12 protein-coding genes are annotated in these 14,774 nt (G+C 65.2%); 3 read left to right on the top strand and 9 right to left on the bottom strand.

All coding sequences use genetic code 11. The features are described 5' to 3' along the window. Window positions 1-92: 92 nt before the first annotated feature. The 9 genes from QFZ41_RS06520 to QFZ41_RS06480 all read right to left on the bottom strand — a co-directional run bounded on the left by QFZ41_RS06520 (window position 93) and on the right by QFZ41_RS06480 (window position 11,684). A complete protein-coding gene (locus QFZ41_RS06520) occupies window positions 93-1,433 on the bottom strand; it encodes a carbohydrate porin (RefSeq protein WP_429198004.1) in 1,341 nt (446 codons plus the stop codon). Window positions 1,434-1,551: 118 nt separating this feature from the next. After that, the gene (locus QFZ41_RS06515; protein WP_429198003.1) at window positions 1,552-3,075 is read right to left on the bottom strand and encodes a CoA-acylating methylmalonate-semialdehyde dehydrogenase; all 1,524 of its coding nucleotides are present in this window, start codon (window positions 3,073-3,075) and stop codon (window positions 1,552-1,554) included. 26 nt (window positions 3,076-3,101) lie between these two features. Next, window positions 3,102-3,899, bottom strand: a complete 798-nt coding sequence (iolB, locus tag QFZ41_RS06510) for a 5-deoxy-glucuronate isomerase (RefSeq protein WP_429198002.1) — start codon at window positions 3,897-3,899, stop codon at window positions 3,102-3,104. After that, a complete protein-coding gene (iolE, locus tag QFZ41_RS06505) occupies window positions 3,896-4,804 on the bottom strand; it encodes a myo-inosose-2 dehydratase (RefSeq protein WP_429198001.1) in 909 nt (302 codons plus the stop codon). The genes iolB and iolE overlap by 4 nt, the downstream gene beginning before the upstream one ends. Beyond that, window positions 4,801-6,684, bottom strand: a complete 1,884-nt coding sequence (gene iolD, locus QFZ41_RS06500) for a 3D-(3,5/4)-trihydroxycyclohexane-1,2-dione acylhydrolase (decyclizing) (protein WP_429198000.1) — start codon at window positions 6,682-6,684, stop codon at window positions 4,801-4,803. The genes iolE and iolD overlap by 4 nt, the downstream gene beginning before the upstream one ends. Continuing rightward, entirely contained in the window at window positions 6,681-8,648 is a 1,968-nt protein-coding gene (locus QFZ41_RS06495) for a bifunctional 5-dehydro-2-deoxygluconokinase/5-dehydro-2-deoxyphosphogluconate aldolase (RefSeq protein WP_429197999.1), read from the bottom strand. The genes iolD and QFZ41_RS06495 overlap by 4 nt, the downstream gene beginning before the upstream one ends. 12 nt (window positions 8,649-8,660) lie before the next feature. Beyond that, a complete protein-coding gene (locus tag QFZ41_RS06490) occupies window positions 8,661-9,449 on the bottom strand; it encodes an ATP-binding cassette domain-containing protein (RefSeq protein ID WP_371022748.1) in 789 nt (262 codons plus the stop codon). An 11-nt stretch (window positions 9,450-9,460) separates the two neighbouring features. Next, window positions 9,461-10,621, bottom strand: coding sequence for an ABC transporter permease (locus QFZ41_RS06485; protein WP_426286765.1), 1,161 nt, complete (start codon window positions 10,619-10,621; stop codon window positions 9,461-9,463). Between the two features lie 19 nt (window positions 10,622-10,640). After that, a complete protein-coding gene (locus QFZ41_RS06480; RefSeq protein WP_429197998.1) occupies window positions 10,641-11,684 on the bottom strand; it encodes a sugar ABC transporter substrate-binding protein in 1,044 nt (347 codons plus the stop codon). A gap of 201 nt (window positions 11,685-11,885) precedes the next feature. Here QFZ41_RS06480 and QFZ41_RS06475 point away from each other — a divergent pair, with 201 nt between their 5' ends. From QFZ41_RS06475 to QFZ41_RS06465, 3 genes are read left to right on the top strand one after another with little or no spacing between them, the layout of a single operon-like run. Beyond that, on the top strand, window positions 11,886-12,752 hold the full coding sequence (locus QFZ41_RS06475; protein WP_429197997.1) for a MurR/RpiR family transcriptional regulator: 867 nt from the start codon (window positions 11,886-11,888) through the stop codon (window positions 12,750-12,752). Further along, window positions 12,745-13,737: an inositol 2-dehydrogenase gene (iolG, locus tag QFZ41_RS06470; RefSeq protein WP_429197996.1), complete on the top strand. Its 993-nt coding sequence runs from the start codon at window positions 12,745-12,747 to the stop codon at window positions 13,735-13,737. Before QFZ41_RS06475 ends, iolG begins: the two co-directional genes overlap by 8 nt. A gap of 2 nt (window positions 13,738-13,739) precedes the next feature. Beyond that, entirely contained in the window at window positions 13,740-14,756 is a 1,017-nt protein-coding gene (locus tag QFZ41_RS06465) for a Gfo/Idh/MocA family oxidoreductase (protein WP_429197995.1), read from the top strand. Window positions 14,757-14,774 lie beyond the last annotated feature (18 nt).

Below are 14,774 nucleotides of genomic sequence, written 5' to 3'. Positions count from 1 at the left end.
CTTCAGCGGCGATAACGGGAAACGAAGAAGGCCCGGGTTTCCCCGGGCCTTCCAACGTCAAACGAACCTACCGCTCAGGATGAGCGCGTCGCTCAGAACGCCACGCTCGTCTTCAGGCCCAGCACGAAGGCGTCGTCGTTCTGCTTGCTGCCGCCCGGATCCTTGATGTACTGAAGGTTCGGACGGATCGCGATCGAGGGAATCGGCGACCAGCTGTAGAACACTTCGGCCACTTTCTCGTAGCCGTCGTTGATGATGCCTTCCTGGCCCGGATGCGTCGCGTTGAACAGGCGCTGGTTCTTCGCGGCGTAACCACTGGCATGCGAACCACCGAGTGCCGCGCCGACGAAGTCGTTCGGGCGATCGAAGATGCCCTTGTACTCAACGCCCAGCGCGATCTGGTTGTTCGTCGCCGAGGTGGCATGATCGGCCGAGGTAACGTTCAGGAATACGGTGGCGCCCTTGCCACCGGCTTCGCCGGTCACCTGCTGCTGGAACGTGATCCACGCACCCTTGCGGGAGTCGTGCTGCAGCGGATCACCGCCGGCGATCGCCAGCGGCTGGCGATCCTCGTTCAGGTACAGGTCGTCGCCCTTGGAGGTGTTGTACCAGACGCCCGCGCGGTACGAACCCGGCAAGCCGTTCACCATCGGCTTCCAACCGAACTCCAGCGGAATGAGCGCGCCGGTGGTGCCACTCGGGAAGTTCGGCTTCAGGCCGTTGTGGCGCTGGTACGAGTCGTCGACGTACTTTGGATTCATCTGGTACGCGGCGATCTGCACGAAGGTTTCCTTCGAGGTATCCAGCTTCAGCACCGTGGCCCACTGGCTGGTCGGCCAGTTGACCCAGTAGTCGCCGACGATGTTACCCGGCTGCGCGCCGCAGAAGGTCAGGTTCTGGAAGTCGCACGAGAACTGGTTGATGTCCTCGCCGACCGGCAGGCGGCCGATCTTCCAGGTCAGGCGGTCGTTGAAGAATTTCTGCTCCAGCGAGAACACCGTCAGGTGCCAGGTCTGGCCGCGTCCGTACACTTCCTGGATCAGCTGGTTGTTGCCGATGTTCGCGTCCGCGCCGATGTTGCGGCCGTTACGATCGGTGATGACGATCTTGAACGTGGCACCGGTCCATCCCCACAGCTTCTGCAGGTCGAACGCGCTGCCGAACTTCCACTGGTCGGTATAGCGGGTGATCCTGCGATCGCCACCCGAGTAGTTGTGCGCGGCTTCGAAACCATAACCGAAGTCGAACGAGATGCCCTTGTCTTCAAGACGCGTGCGTTCACCACCCCAGTCGCCGAACAGGTATTTGCTGCTCGCCATCGGGCTGGGGTCGGACCTCATCGAATCATCTTGCGCGTGTGCCGCGGTGGCACCGAACGCGAGGCACGCCAGCACCAGTCCGGCAAGGGGACGCTTTTTGAATTGATTGCGCATGTACCCTTCTCCCTGAAGAAAAAATTATGCTTTTTCGTAATTGACTTTTGATTATCTCAGTTGCAACGCACAATGCTCCCCGTGCGATCAACCGCCGCATCATAGTGTTTTTGTCGGACTAATGGGTGGGCATCGCAAATTCGGCGCCAGCGCTTTCATCGTGGTTCAGCCAACGCTGTGTAACGGCCTTCTGTCTTGTGTAAAAGCGCACGGATTCCGGGCCGTGGGCATGGTGGTCTCCCATCAGGCTCTTCTTCCATCCGCCGAAACTATGGAAGGCCATCGGCACCGGAATGGGCACGTTGATACCGATCATTCCCACCTGTACACGATGCGCGAATTCACGCGCCACCTGGCCATCGCGCGTGAAGATGGCGGTGCCATTGCCGAATTCGTGTTCATCCACGAGCTTCAGTGCGCTAGCGAAATCGGGAACGCGCACCACGCAGAGAACGGGTCCGAATATCTCTTCCTTGTAGATACGCATGGACGGTGACACGCGGTCGAACAGCGTGCCGCCGACGAAGAAGCCCTGCTCGCAGCCGGCGACTTGATAGCCGCGTCCATCGACGACCAGTTCGGCACCCGACGCGACACCATCATCGATGTAGCCTGTGATGCGATCGCGATGTACTCCGGTAACGACGGGACCCATGTCGACCTTCTCATCCATGCCATGGCCGATGCGAAGCGCGCGCACGCGCGGCGCGAGCTTCGCGACCAGGGCGTCGGCGGTGGCTTCGCCGACCGCCACGGCCACGGAGATCGCCATGCAGCGTTCGCCCGCGGCGCCATATCCGGCGCCCATCAAGGCATCCGCGGTCTTTTCCAGATCGGCGTCGGGCATGACGATCATATGATTCTTCGCCCCACCCAGTGCTTGTACGCGCTTGCCCTTGGCGCAACCGCGTGCATAGATGTACTCCGCGATCGGGGTGGAGCCGACGAAGCTCACCGCGCGCACGAGGTCATGATCCAGCAAGGCGTCGACCGCGGTCTTGTCGCCGTGCACGACGTTGAACACGCCGTCCGGCAAGCCGGCTTCCTTGAGCAGCTTCGCCAGCTCCACGGCGAGCGAGGGATCGCGTTCGGACGGCTTGAGCACGAAGGTGTTGCCGCAGGCGATCGCCATCGGGAACATCCACATCGGAACCATCGCGGGGAAGTTGAAAGGCGTGATGCCTGCGCAGACGCCAAGGGCCTGGCGCATCGTCCAGGCATCGATGCCGTTTGCGATCTGCTCGGTGTATTCACCCTTGAGCAATTCGGGAATGCCGCACGCGTACTCGACGACTTCGAGCCCGCGCACGAGCTCGCCCTTCGCATCGGAAAGCACCTTGCCATGTTCGGAGACGATCACGCGGGCGAGCCGGTCCATATCGCGTTCTATCACCTCCTTGAAGCGGAACATCACGCGGGCGCGCTTTAGCGCGGGCATTTGCGACCACGCGGGGAAGGCGGCATGCGCGGCGCGCACGGCGGCGTCGACGTCGGCGACGGAAGCGAGATCCACCTCGGCGGCGGGAATGCCGCGCGCCGGATCGTAGACGGGAGCGGAGCCGGCGGGCGTACCCGCGTAGGGCTTGCCGGCGACGAAGTGACCGATGCGGGGAAGGGCGTTGCTGGACGGTTGAGCGGACATGTCTTGGTTACTCCGACCGCGGCGCCTCAGCGCGCGATCATCCATTCGTGGGCGGGATCGTTGCGGAAATGCCATTCACGGCGGGGGCCGGCCATCACGTTGAGGTAATAGCCCCGGTATCCGTGCGGCATCACCACGGGGTGGTAACCGCGCGGCACCATCACCACGTCGTGGTCGCCCACGGCCATCGACTCGTCGATGTCGCGGGTATCGGTGTAGACGCGCTGGAAGGCGAAGCCCTGGGGCGGATCGATACGGTGGTAATAGGTTTCCTCCAGCACGCTTTCTTCCGGAAGCGCGTCGGTATCGTGCTTGTGTGGCGGGTAGCTGGACGAATGACCGGCGGGCGTGAGCACCTCGACGACGAGCAGCGATTCGGCCGGCTCCGTCTCGGGCAGGATGTCGCACACATAGCGGGTGTTCGAGCCGGTGCCGCGCACCGAGCGCTTCATCGATTCCGGCGGGATCAGCCGCACGTCCAGCCGGCCTGAAGCGGGCGCCGAGGCGATGGCGAACTCGGCGTCGGTCGTCGCCAGGATCCTGAATACCGATGATGGCGGAGCGTAGACGGCGTGCGGGGAGCGGTCCTCGAAGACGCTCGCCCGGCCGCCGAGGTTCTCCCATGCATGGTCTCCCACGCTTACGTCGACGCTGCCCGTGAGCACGACGAGGCAGCCTTCGCGATCGGCTGGCAGGGTGATCTCGGTGCGGTTGCCGGCAGCGAGCCGGCGCGCCTCGAAGCCCACATGTTTCCAATGCGCCGTTTGCGGCGTGACCTTCACGATGGCCTCGCCGGTCGGCATCGATTTAACGAGCAGGCTCATGCGACCTCCCTCACCGGTGTCCGGTCGAGCAGGGTGCGGAGCGTGTCGTAGCCCTTCTTCGCGAAGGCGTAGCTGGGTGCCACCGCCGGGTCCTGTTCGGCCTCGACCACGAGCCACCCTTTGTAGCCGTGCTCCTTCAGCTTGCCGATGAGGGTGGCGAAGTCGATCACGCCGTCGCCGGGCACGGTGAACGCGCCGTTGAGCACGGATTCGAGGAAGGTCCACTGGCGGTTACGCGCGAGGCGCACGATGCCGGGCCGCACGTCCTTGCAGTGCACGTGGCAGATGCGCGCGATGTGACGCTCCAGCACGGCGACCGGGTCGCCGCCGCCGAAGTAGGTGTGGCCGCTGTCGAACAGCAATCCGACGTCCTCGCCGGTATGCGCCATGAGCTGGTCGACATCGTCCGGAGATTCGACGTACGCGCCCATATGATGGTGATAGGCCAGGCGCACGCCGTGCGACAGTGTGAAGCGGGCGAACTCCGTCACCTTTTCACCGTAGCGCTTCCACTCGTCGTCGCGACGAAAACGGGGGCGCTTGTACAGCGGTACCGGCTCACCCTGGATCGCGTGGGCCACTTCCCCGTAGACCATGACCTTGCAACCATTCTCCGCGAGCAAGCGCAGATGCTGCGCGACGGCGGCCTTTTCCTCCTTCGCCGAGCGCTCACCGAGACGCCCCGAGTACCAGCCGGAGACGACATCGAGCCCGTAGCCCGCCATCAGCTCACGCAGTGCCGCCGGTTCCTTCGGGAATTTGTTGCCGAGTTCGAAGCCCTCGTAGCCGATGGCCTTGCCTTCGGTGAGTGCGGTGGACAACGGTATTTCTCCGCCGAGCGATGGCAGGTCGTCGTTGCTCCAGGAGATCGGGTTGATGCCGATGCGGATGGGATCGTTCTTCATGCTGGCGTGATCCTGGCCTTGCGGCCCGCGATGGCGGTCTCATAGTCCGCGCGCGCTTCGCGCACGGCGTCCCGCGTGGAAACTTCCGGCACCGCCACGTCCCACCACACGCCACCCTCGTCGGTCGTGCGTGTGTGGTCGGTGTCGATGCTGATGAGGTAGGTACGGTCGGCGGCGCGTGCGCGCTCCATGGCGGCCTCGAGCCCGGCGATGTCGGACACGTGCTCGGCGATCGCGCCGAGACTGCGGGCATGGGCGGCGAAGTCGACGCTGGGAGCGCCATAACGGCCCTGCACGCAGTCCTCGAACATGTTGTTGAACGGCGCTCCGCCGGTTGCTTGCTGCAGCCGGTTGATGCAACCGTAACCGCGATTGTCCAGCAGCACGATGATGAGTTTCGCGTCGAGCATCACGGAGGTCGCGATCTCCGAGTTCATCATGAGATAGCTGCCGTCGCCCACCATCACGATGACCTCGCGGTTGGGATAGGCCAACTTCACGCCCAGGCCGCCGGCAATCTCGTAACCCATGCACGAGTAGCCGTATTCCATGTGATAGCCACCAGGCGTTTCGGTACGCCAGAGCTTTTCGAGCTCGGCAGGCAGGGTGCCCGCGGCGCAGACTACGATGTCGTCCACGGCGGAACGCGGCGACGAGCGCTGCACCGCGCCGATCACTTCACCGTCATAGGGCAAGCGCCCGGCGGGCGGATCGCGCTGGCCGGTGATGCGGGAGACGATGTCCACCCATTCCCCGGCCACTTCACGGGCACGCGTCGTCCAGGCTTCGGGCGCCGACCAATCCTCGAGTCCGAAGCTGATGTCGTCGAGTACCTGTGCCGCATCGCCGATCGCTTCCAGGCCATTACCCTTGAGCGCGTCGAAGCTGTTCACGTTCACCGAAAGAATGGGCACGTGGCGGAACAGGGCGTTCGAGCCCGTGGTGAAATCCTGCAGTCGCGTGCCCACGGCGATGATCAGGTCCGCCTCGCGGAGCAAGGCGTTCGCAGCGGTCGACCCACTGACGCCGGCCGGGCCGAGGTGCAAGGGGTGGTTCCACGGCAGCACGCCCTTGCCCGCCTGGGTCTCGCAGACGGGGACGCCATGCTTGTCCGCGAAGTTGAGCAATGCCGGGGTGGCCTTGGCGTAGAGGGCGCCACCACCGGCGATGATCACCGGGCGCTCCGCCGCCTCGATCGCGTCGAGCGCCGCCATCAGCTCGTCGTCGGTAGGTTGCGGGGCGCGGAAGACGATCTCGCGAGGCTCGAAGAACGATAACGGGTAGTCGTACGCTTCCGCTTGCACGTCCTGCGGAAGGGCGAGGGTGACCGGTCCGCACAGCGCGGGATCGGTCAGCACCCGGATGGCGCGGGGAAGCGCGGTCAGCAACTGTTCCGGCCGGACGATGCGATCGAAGTAGCGCGATACCGGCCTGAAACAATCGTTGACCGAGACCGTGCCGTCGGAAAAATCCTCGAGCTGCTGCAACACGGGGTCGGGCTCGCGCGAGACGAAGATATCGCCGGGCAACAGGAGCACGGGCAGGCGGTTCACGTGGGCCAGCGCGGCGGCCGTGACGAGATTGGTCGCGCCCGGGCCGATCGACGTGGTGACGGCCATCATGCGCCGGCGCATGTTCGCCTTGGCGTAGGCGATCGCGGCATGCGCCATCGCCTGCTCGTTATGCGCACGGAGCGTCGGCAACTGTCCACGCACGCCGTACAGTGCCTCGCCGATGCCGGTCACGTTGCCATGGCCGAAGATGGCGAACACGCCGCTGAATAGCGGCACGGATTCCTCCTGGTCGGCGTCGCGCCCGCGCAACGCCGCGAGGTAACGAACCAGTGCCTGCGCACAGGTGAGTCGGATCGTCTCGCTCATGCGGCCGCGCCTTCCTTCAATGTTTCGGGACTGCGCCGGCCGTCGCGCCACAGGGCGATCATGCGTTCGAACGAGGCCCGCGCCTGGGCGACGAGCGCGTCGTCGTCGATGCTTCCGGCGAGCCACGCCTTCGCCGATTCCGCGAAGATCGTGCGGCCGACGGCGAAGCCCCGGCAGGTGGTGCTGTCGATAGCGTCGGCGAAGCCGGCGGCAAGGGTCTCCGCTGGCGCGTTGAGGCCGAGCAGGAGCACGCCGCGGCAATGCGGGTCGCGCTCGTGGATCAGCGCGTCGATCGCGGTCCACGCCTCGCGGCGCGGCGGGCAGAGCTTCCACCATTCGGGCTTGATGCCCAGGTTGTAGATGCGCTTCAGCGAACGCAGCACGAGTTCGTCGCGCTCCGCCTGGCTCTTGCAGCCCGGCGAGATGACTTCCAGGAGCAATTCATGGCCGCTGATCTTCGCCGCGTCGTAGAGCGAGCGGAGCTGGGTTTCCTGCTCCACGCGGTCCATGGGGCTCGCATCCGGGTCGAAGGCGACCAGGCACTTGATCACATGCTCGCGCGGCCAGGCGATCAGCTGACTGCCGATGGAGCGGCCGCGCTCCAGTTCCAGCGGGTTCGACCCGGAGACCTCGACGGGCCGGCCGATCCACCATCCACGGCCGGTGGCGGCATTGAGTGCGTCCTGTCCATAGCGGTCGTCGGCCAGCAAGCCGACATGGCCCTGGAGCTTTCCGGCATGTTCCGTGGCGGCCACGGCTTCCACCAGCAATTCCTTCAGGCGCGGTATGCGTGCCTCGTCGCCACCGACCTGCCTGGCCAGTTCGAAGAACGGCACGCGGTGGTCGAAGGCGAACACGTAGAGGTCGTCCCACGTCTTTCGCGGCACGGCCGTGCGATGAAGATGTGACAGTTCGGCGTCGAGATCGGGGCGGCGGATGCCGCCTTCGCGCTGAAGGAACGCGTCCAGTTCCGCGCGTCCGGGCATGGCCGGGGCGCAGCCATGGCGGGACACCACGATCGCACCGCAGGCATTGGCGAAGGCACAGGAGCGCTCCAGCGATTCGCCGCGCAACCAACCCGCGAGGAAGCCGGAGAGGAAGGCGTCGCCGGCACCGAGCACGTTGAGCACGTCCACCCGCGTACCGCGATACGTGGGCGCGTCGTCGATGTCCGAAGGGATCGTACCTTCGATCACGCTGCAACCCAGCGGTCCGCGCTTGACCACGAGGGTGGCCGCGCTGATGCCACGCACGGCGCGCAACGCGGCAAGCAGATCCTCGCTGCCGCCGGCGATGTGGAATTCCTCTTCCGTGCCGACGATCACGTCGAAACCGGAAAGGATGGCCTGCAGATGGGCGGTGACATGATCGGCGGCGACGAAGCGCGTTTCGCCTTCACCCCGGCCGGTGAGGCCCCAGAGCACGGGGCGGTAGTCGATGTCGAGCACGGTGCGCACGTCGTGCTTGCGGGCCAGTTCGACGGCGCGCGTGCTGGCGGCGTGCACGCCGGGCTCGGAGAAATGCGTTCCCGTGATGGCCAGTGCGCGGCAGGATGCGATGAAGGGCTCATCGATATCGCCGGCTGCCAGGGCCATGTCGGCGCAGTTCTCGCGGTAGAAAAGAAGGGGGAAGGTCTCGCGATCCTTGATGCCGAGGATCGCCAGCGCGGTCAGGCGCTCGGGGTCGATCCGCACCTGGCTCACGTCGCAGCCCTCCGCGTCGAGGGTTTCGGTGAGGAAGCGGCCCATGTGATCGTCGCCCACGCGCGAGAGCATGGCGGAGCGCAAGCCCAGCCGCGCGGTGCCGAAGGCCACGTTGGCCGACGAGCCGCCAAGGTATTTGGCGAAGCTGGTCACATCCTCCAGGCGGGCGCCGATCTGCTGGGCGTAGAGATCCACCGCGAGCCGGCCGAGGCAGGCGACGTCGATGGGGCGGGAGGAAGAGCGGGGAAGGGGATTGCGCATAGGGGTTCCGTATCAGGCCGCGCGGCCTTCCAGTTCATCGACCAGGCTCTGGATCTCGGTGCCGCCGGCCATCATGTCGAGCACTTCTTCCTTCGTGATGTCGCTCTTGGCGAAGGTGCCCATGGACTGGCCACGGTTGAGCAGCGTGAAGCTGTCCGCGATGGGGTAGGCGTGGTGCACGTTGTGGGTGATGAAGATCACCGAGATGCCACGCTCGCGGGCGTTGTGGATCAGCTTGAGCACGTTGCAGGACTGCTTCACGCCAAGGGCGGCGGTGGGCTCGTCCAGGATCAGCACCTTGGCGCCGAAGTGGATCGCGCGGGCGATCGCCAGGCATTGCCGTTCGCCGCCGGACATCGTGCCGACTGGCTGGCTCGCGTCGCGGACGCGGATGCCCATCTCGGCAAGCTTGTCGCGGGCGGTCTCGTTGGCGTAGTTCATGTCGATGACCGGAATGACGCCGAACATCTTGCGGCGCGGCTCGCGGCCGGCGAAGAAATTGCGTGCCACGCTCATCAGCGGTACCAGCGCGAGATCCTGGTACACCGTCGCGATGCCACGATCGAGCGCTTCGCGCGGCGAGTTGAAGCGCACTTCCTCGCCATCGACGCGATACGCGCCGGAACTGGGCTGGTGCACGCCTGCCAGGGTCTTGATCAGGGTGGACTTGCCCGCGCCGTTGTCGCCGAGCAGGCAGTGCACCTCGCCACGCTTCAGGCGCAGCGTGACGCCCTGGAGCGCGATCACGGTACCGAAATACTTGCTGACGTTGTCGAGCTCGAGGATGTAATCGTCGGCCATGGTGGCGCTCCTCATTTCGTCGCCGCGGCGCGGCTGCGGATGTAGTGGTTGAACAGCACCGCCAGCAGCAACATGCCGCCCAGGAACACGCGGTACCAATCGGAATCGATATTGGTGTACGAGATGCCGATCTGCACGACGCCGAAGATCAGCGCGCCGAAGCAGGCGCCGATCACCGAGCCGAAGCCGCCGGTGAGCAGCGTGCCGCCGATGACCACGGCGATGATCGCCTCGAATTCCTTTTGCAGGCCGCGGTCGGCCGCGGCGGAGCCGACGTCGGCCACCTGGAGCACGCCGAACAGGCAGGCGCAGAAGGCGGTGAGGACGAATAGCGATATCTTCACCCGGCGCACGGGGACGCCGACATTCTTCGCGGCGTTCGCATCGCCACCCACCGTGTAGATCCAGTTGCCGAAACGCGTGCGGGCTAGCACGAAGCCGGCGGCGATCGCCATCACGATCCACCAGACCAGCACCTTGGGTAGGCCCGCCACGACCGGATCCCCGCTGGGCAGCTTCTCGATCAGGTTCATCCCGGCGAGCGCGCTGAACAGCCAGTGCAGGGTGGTGCCCTGGAACAGGGCGGAGACGACCGGGTCCTCCGTGAACTTGTCGCCGATGCCGCTGACGATCGTGCTGTTGGCGAAGCCGGTGGAAAGGACCAGGGTCAGGCCACGCAGGATGAACATGAAGGCCAGCGTGACGATGAACGACGGCAACTTCGTGCGAACCACGAGGTAGCCGTTCAACGCACCGAGCGCCATGGAGCCGGCGAAGGCGAAGATCACCGACGCCCACAGCGGCCAGCCCAGGTACATCGGCGGGATGGCCACCATGACGCCGGCGAATCCGATCATCGAACCCATCGACAGATCGAATTCGCCGGCGATCATCAGCAGGCAGGCACCCACGGCGATGATGCCGAGGTAGCCCGCCACCTGCGCCCAGTTGATCACGCCATCGAGCGCGAACATGCCCGAGCCGCCGGCGAAGATGCCGAAGAAGACGAAGACGAGCACGGTGCCCGCGATGGACCCGAGTTCGGGCCTGTCGAGGAGGATGCGCCACGGAGATATCTTCCGCACGCGTTCGTCCGTGGATGCCGCTTCTTCCGGCGCTTTCGCGCGGTTGCTCTGGATCATGTTCGTGACGCTCTCGTTGATGGCGCTCATGGACTTCTGCTCCTGCCGGTCAGCGGTACTGGCCGGCGTACTTCTCTACGGTGGCGACGTTGTCCTTGGTGACGAAGGCGGGCCCCGAACTGACGCCGGTGGCGGTGTAGACGGGCTTCAGGTCGTACTGCTTCAGGCGCGCCTGGAACTTCGGGTTGGCCTTCAGCGCGGCGATGATCTTGGCCGGGTCCTTGGTGTTCTGGTCGTGCGCGATCACCAGGGCCGCGATGCCCATGTAGCCTTGCAGGTAGGGCTGCTGGTCGATGGCGTACTGGATCGTTCCGGACTTGATGCCGTTGATGATCGCTGGCGAAAGATCGAACGTGCCGAAGTTGATCTTGCCGACCAGGTGCATGTCCTGGACCACCTTGATCGACGGCTCGGCGGCATTGGGGCCCAGCGCGAGGATGGCCTGCGTCTTGGGATTGCTGCGCAGGTAGGCGCTGAGCTTGCTGGCGACCACGGTCGGATCCATGCCCGTGTCGATCATCGAAGTCTTGCGCCAGTTCTTCAGGCCGATGGCGTCGGCGAAGCCCTGGCAACGCTCGAACGAGGCGTTGTTGGTGGCGTAGTGGTTCACGCAGACGAAGCTGGTGACTCCGGCGGCCTTGGCCCGCTCGCCGGCGGCCTTGCCCGCGTCGTATTCCCCCTGGCCCACATGCATGATCGCGCCGAGCTTCTTGCTCTCGTCGGGCGTGCCGGAGTTGATCGTGACGATGGGGATGCCCTTGGCGGCGACCTTCGCGGCCGGGGCTTTCAGCACCGCGTAGCTGGCGATGTCGAAAGACACGCCCTTGTAATTCCGGGCAGCCGCGGATTCGAGCTGGCGAGCCATTTCACTGAGGTCGCCCGTGCCGGACCCACGGTAGTCGACATCGACACCGAAGTCCTCGCCCGCTTGCTTGATCGAGTTCTTGATGGTGTTCCACCAGGAATCGGAATCGGCGGCGTGGGTAACGAGAACATAACGATCGCCGGGAGCCGCCTGCGAGGCGGGGGCGGCGAGGCCAAGACCTAGGGCTAGGGCTGCCGCCAACGAGGCGTGGAACAGTTTGGATCGCATAGTGCCTCCACAGGTGACCGGCTTTGCGGTCGGATGGATGGATATCGAAGTGCGATGCGGCCTTGCGGCCGCTGTTTGCCGAAAGCGGGTCGAGCATGGACCCCCCGTTCCACGGTTGCAATTTGCATTGCAGCAAAAAAATAAATGGAAAAAACGTTCCATCGCGTGCTTCAATGCGGCCGGTCCCCGATGGAGCCGTCCATGGCCAAACGCAGCGAAGCCGATGCCCTCATGCAGCGCATCGCGGAGGAATTCGAAGCCCTGCCACGCCAGCTGCAGGGCGTCGCCCGTTACCTTGAGGAACATCGCAGTTCCATCATGGTCCAGCGCGTGGGTGAGATCGCCGAAGGTTGTGGCGTGCACGCTTCCGCGGTGGTCCGCTTCGCGCAGCGCTTCGGTTATTCCGGGTTCTCCGAAATGCAGGCGGTGTTCCGCGACGCGTGGGCAGCGCAGTCCGCGCCGTCGCGCAGCTACCAGCAGCGCATCCGCAGCGTCATCAAGGGCCGGTCCGGCGGCATGCCCGCCGTGGAGATCGCATCGCGCTTCATCGACGCCAGCCGGGCGGGGCTCGACGAACTCGCGGAGGAGCTGGACGAGGCACGGTTCCAGAAGGCGGTGGACATGCTCGCCGCGGCGGAAAACATCTACGTGATCGGCGTGCGCCGTTCGTTCGCCATCGCGACCTATATCGCCTACGCGCTGCAGCACACGCAAAAGCGCGTGCACCTGGTGAACGGTCTTGGCGGCATGTTCCGCGAACAGTTGCGCAGCATCGGCAAGGGCGACGCACTGATCGCCATCAGCTTTCCCCCGTTCGGCAAGGAGACCCTCTATGCCATGCGGGTGGCCCAGCAACACCGGGCGGGCGTGCTCGGCATCACCGAGAGCGATCTCGGTCCGCTGGCGCGGCATTCGGATGTGCTACTCAAGGTGAAGGAGGGCAGCGCTTTCGCGTTCCGCGGCCTCACCAGCACCATGTGCCTGTGCCAGGCGCTGTTCGTCGCGCTGGCCTACAAGCTCGAACTCACTGTCGAAGAAACGATTCCCCGAGGAGAATACGATGATTGAAGTTGCCGTTTTCGGTGCCGGTCGCATCGGCAAGATCCACGCGGCCAACGTCGCCCGCCACCCGGAAGCGCGCCTGCGCTACGTGGTGGACGTGCACGCGCCCTCGGCGCAGGAACTTGCGGGCAAGCACGGCGCGAAGGTCGCCGGTGTGGACGAGGCATTGAACGATCCCGCCGTGGGTGCCGTGGTGATCGGTTCGAGCACCGACACCCATGCCGATCTCATCCATCGGGCCGCCGCGGCGGGGAAGGCGATTTTCTGTGAGAAGCCGGTGGACCTCGATGTCGAACGCGCGCGTTCGTGCCAGGCCGCCGTGGAAAAGGCCGGCGTCGTCTGCATGATCGCTTTCCAGCGACGTTTCGATCCTACCTTCTCATCGCTGAAGAAGCGCCTCGACGAGGGCGAAGTGGGTACGCCTGAAGTTCTGATCGTGACGAGCCGCGACCCCGGCGCGCCACCGGTCAACTACATCAAGAGTTCGGGCGGCATCTTCAAGGACATGCTCATCCACGATTTCGACATCTTCCGCTGGATCCTCGCGGACGAAGCCGTCAGCGTGCACGCCACCGGCAGCTGCCTGACCGATCCGGCGATCCAGGAGGCAGGCGACATCGACACCACCGCCGTCACCATTCGTACCAGGAGCGGCAGGCTCTGCCAGATCAATACCTCGCGGCGCGCGGCCTACGGTTACGACCAGCGCTTCGAGGTGCTAGGCAGCAAAGGCATGCTGCAAGCGGGCAATGTCGCGCCGACCCAGGTCGTGTCGCACACGTCGAAGAACATCGCCCATGACCTCCCGGAGCACTTCTTCCTGGAGCGCTACCGCGACGCGTATGCCGCCGAGATCGCCCACTTCTTCGACGCGCTCTCCGGCGGCACGCCCGTACGCACGACCATCGCCGATGGCATCAAGGCGTTGGAGTTGGCGGAGGCCGCCGCGCGTTCATGGCGCGAAGGCAAGGCCGTCGAGGTGAGCATCTGACCATGGGCAAGCTCCGTATCGGCCTGGCCGGCCTCGGCCGGCTCGGCCAGCGCTACGCAGAAAACCTCGCGCGCGCCGTGCCGCGCGCCGAACTCGCCGCCGTGTGCAGCCCGGTCGAGGCCGAGCGTGAATGGGCGCGTGGCAGCCTCGGCATAGGGACGATCCATCACTCGTACGAGGAAATGCTCGCTGATCCATCCCTGGACGCGGTGTTCCTCGTCACGCCGACGTCGTTGCATGCGGCGCAGATCGAGCAGGCCCTGGACGCGGGCAAGCATGTGTTCTGCGAGAAGCCGCTATCGTTGGACCTGGACGACTGCCGTCGCGCCGCCGTGCATGCCGGGAAGGCGGGCAAGCGCGCCATGGTCGGCTTCGTCCGCCGCTTCGACGAAAGCTATCGCCACGCCTTCATGCACATCGAGGGTGGCGGTATCGGGCGGCCGTTCCTGGTGTACTCGCAGACGACGGATCTCGCCGACCCGAGCGGCGCATTCCTGAAGTTCGCGCCGACCAGCGGCGGCATCTTCCTCGACTGCAGCGTGCACGATATCGACCTCGCTCGCTGGCTGCTCGGCCGGCCAAAGGCGACCAAGGTCTATTCCACGGGTGCGGTGGCGATGTATCCGCCACTGGAAGCCATGGGTGACGTCGACAACGGGATAGCCATCGTCGAGTTCGAAGGTGGACGCATGGCGATGTTCTACGCTTCGCGCACACAGGCGCATGGCCACGATACGCACACCGACGTCACCGGCACGGCAGGGAAAGTGAGCATCGGGCGCAACCCGCGCGCCGACCGTGTGGAGATCGCCGATGCGAGCGGCGTGCGCAACACGGTCGTCCCCTCGTTCTACGAGCGGTTCGCGCCGGCCTTCGTGACCCAGGCGAAGCATTTCGTCGACGCGGTGCTCGACGACACGCCGTTCGAACTGACCATGGACGACGCGGTGGAAGCGACCCGCATCGCCATCGCCTTGCGCGAATCGCTGCAAAGCGGCCAGCCTGTCGAACTCGGCTGATCATCCTGCCGGGAGCCT

Origin of the sequence: Luteibacter sp. W1I16, assembly GCF_050434905.1 — a bacterium.
Taxonomy (GTDB): domain Bacteria; phylum Pseudomonadota; class Gammaproteobacteria; order Xanthomonadales; family Rhodanobacteraceae; genus Luteibacter.
The sequence above is the reverse complement of the archived record's forward strand: the minus strand, read 5'-3'. Positions and strand labels throughout refer to the sequence as shown.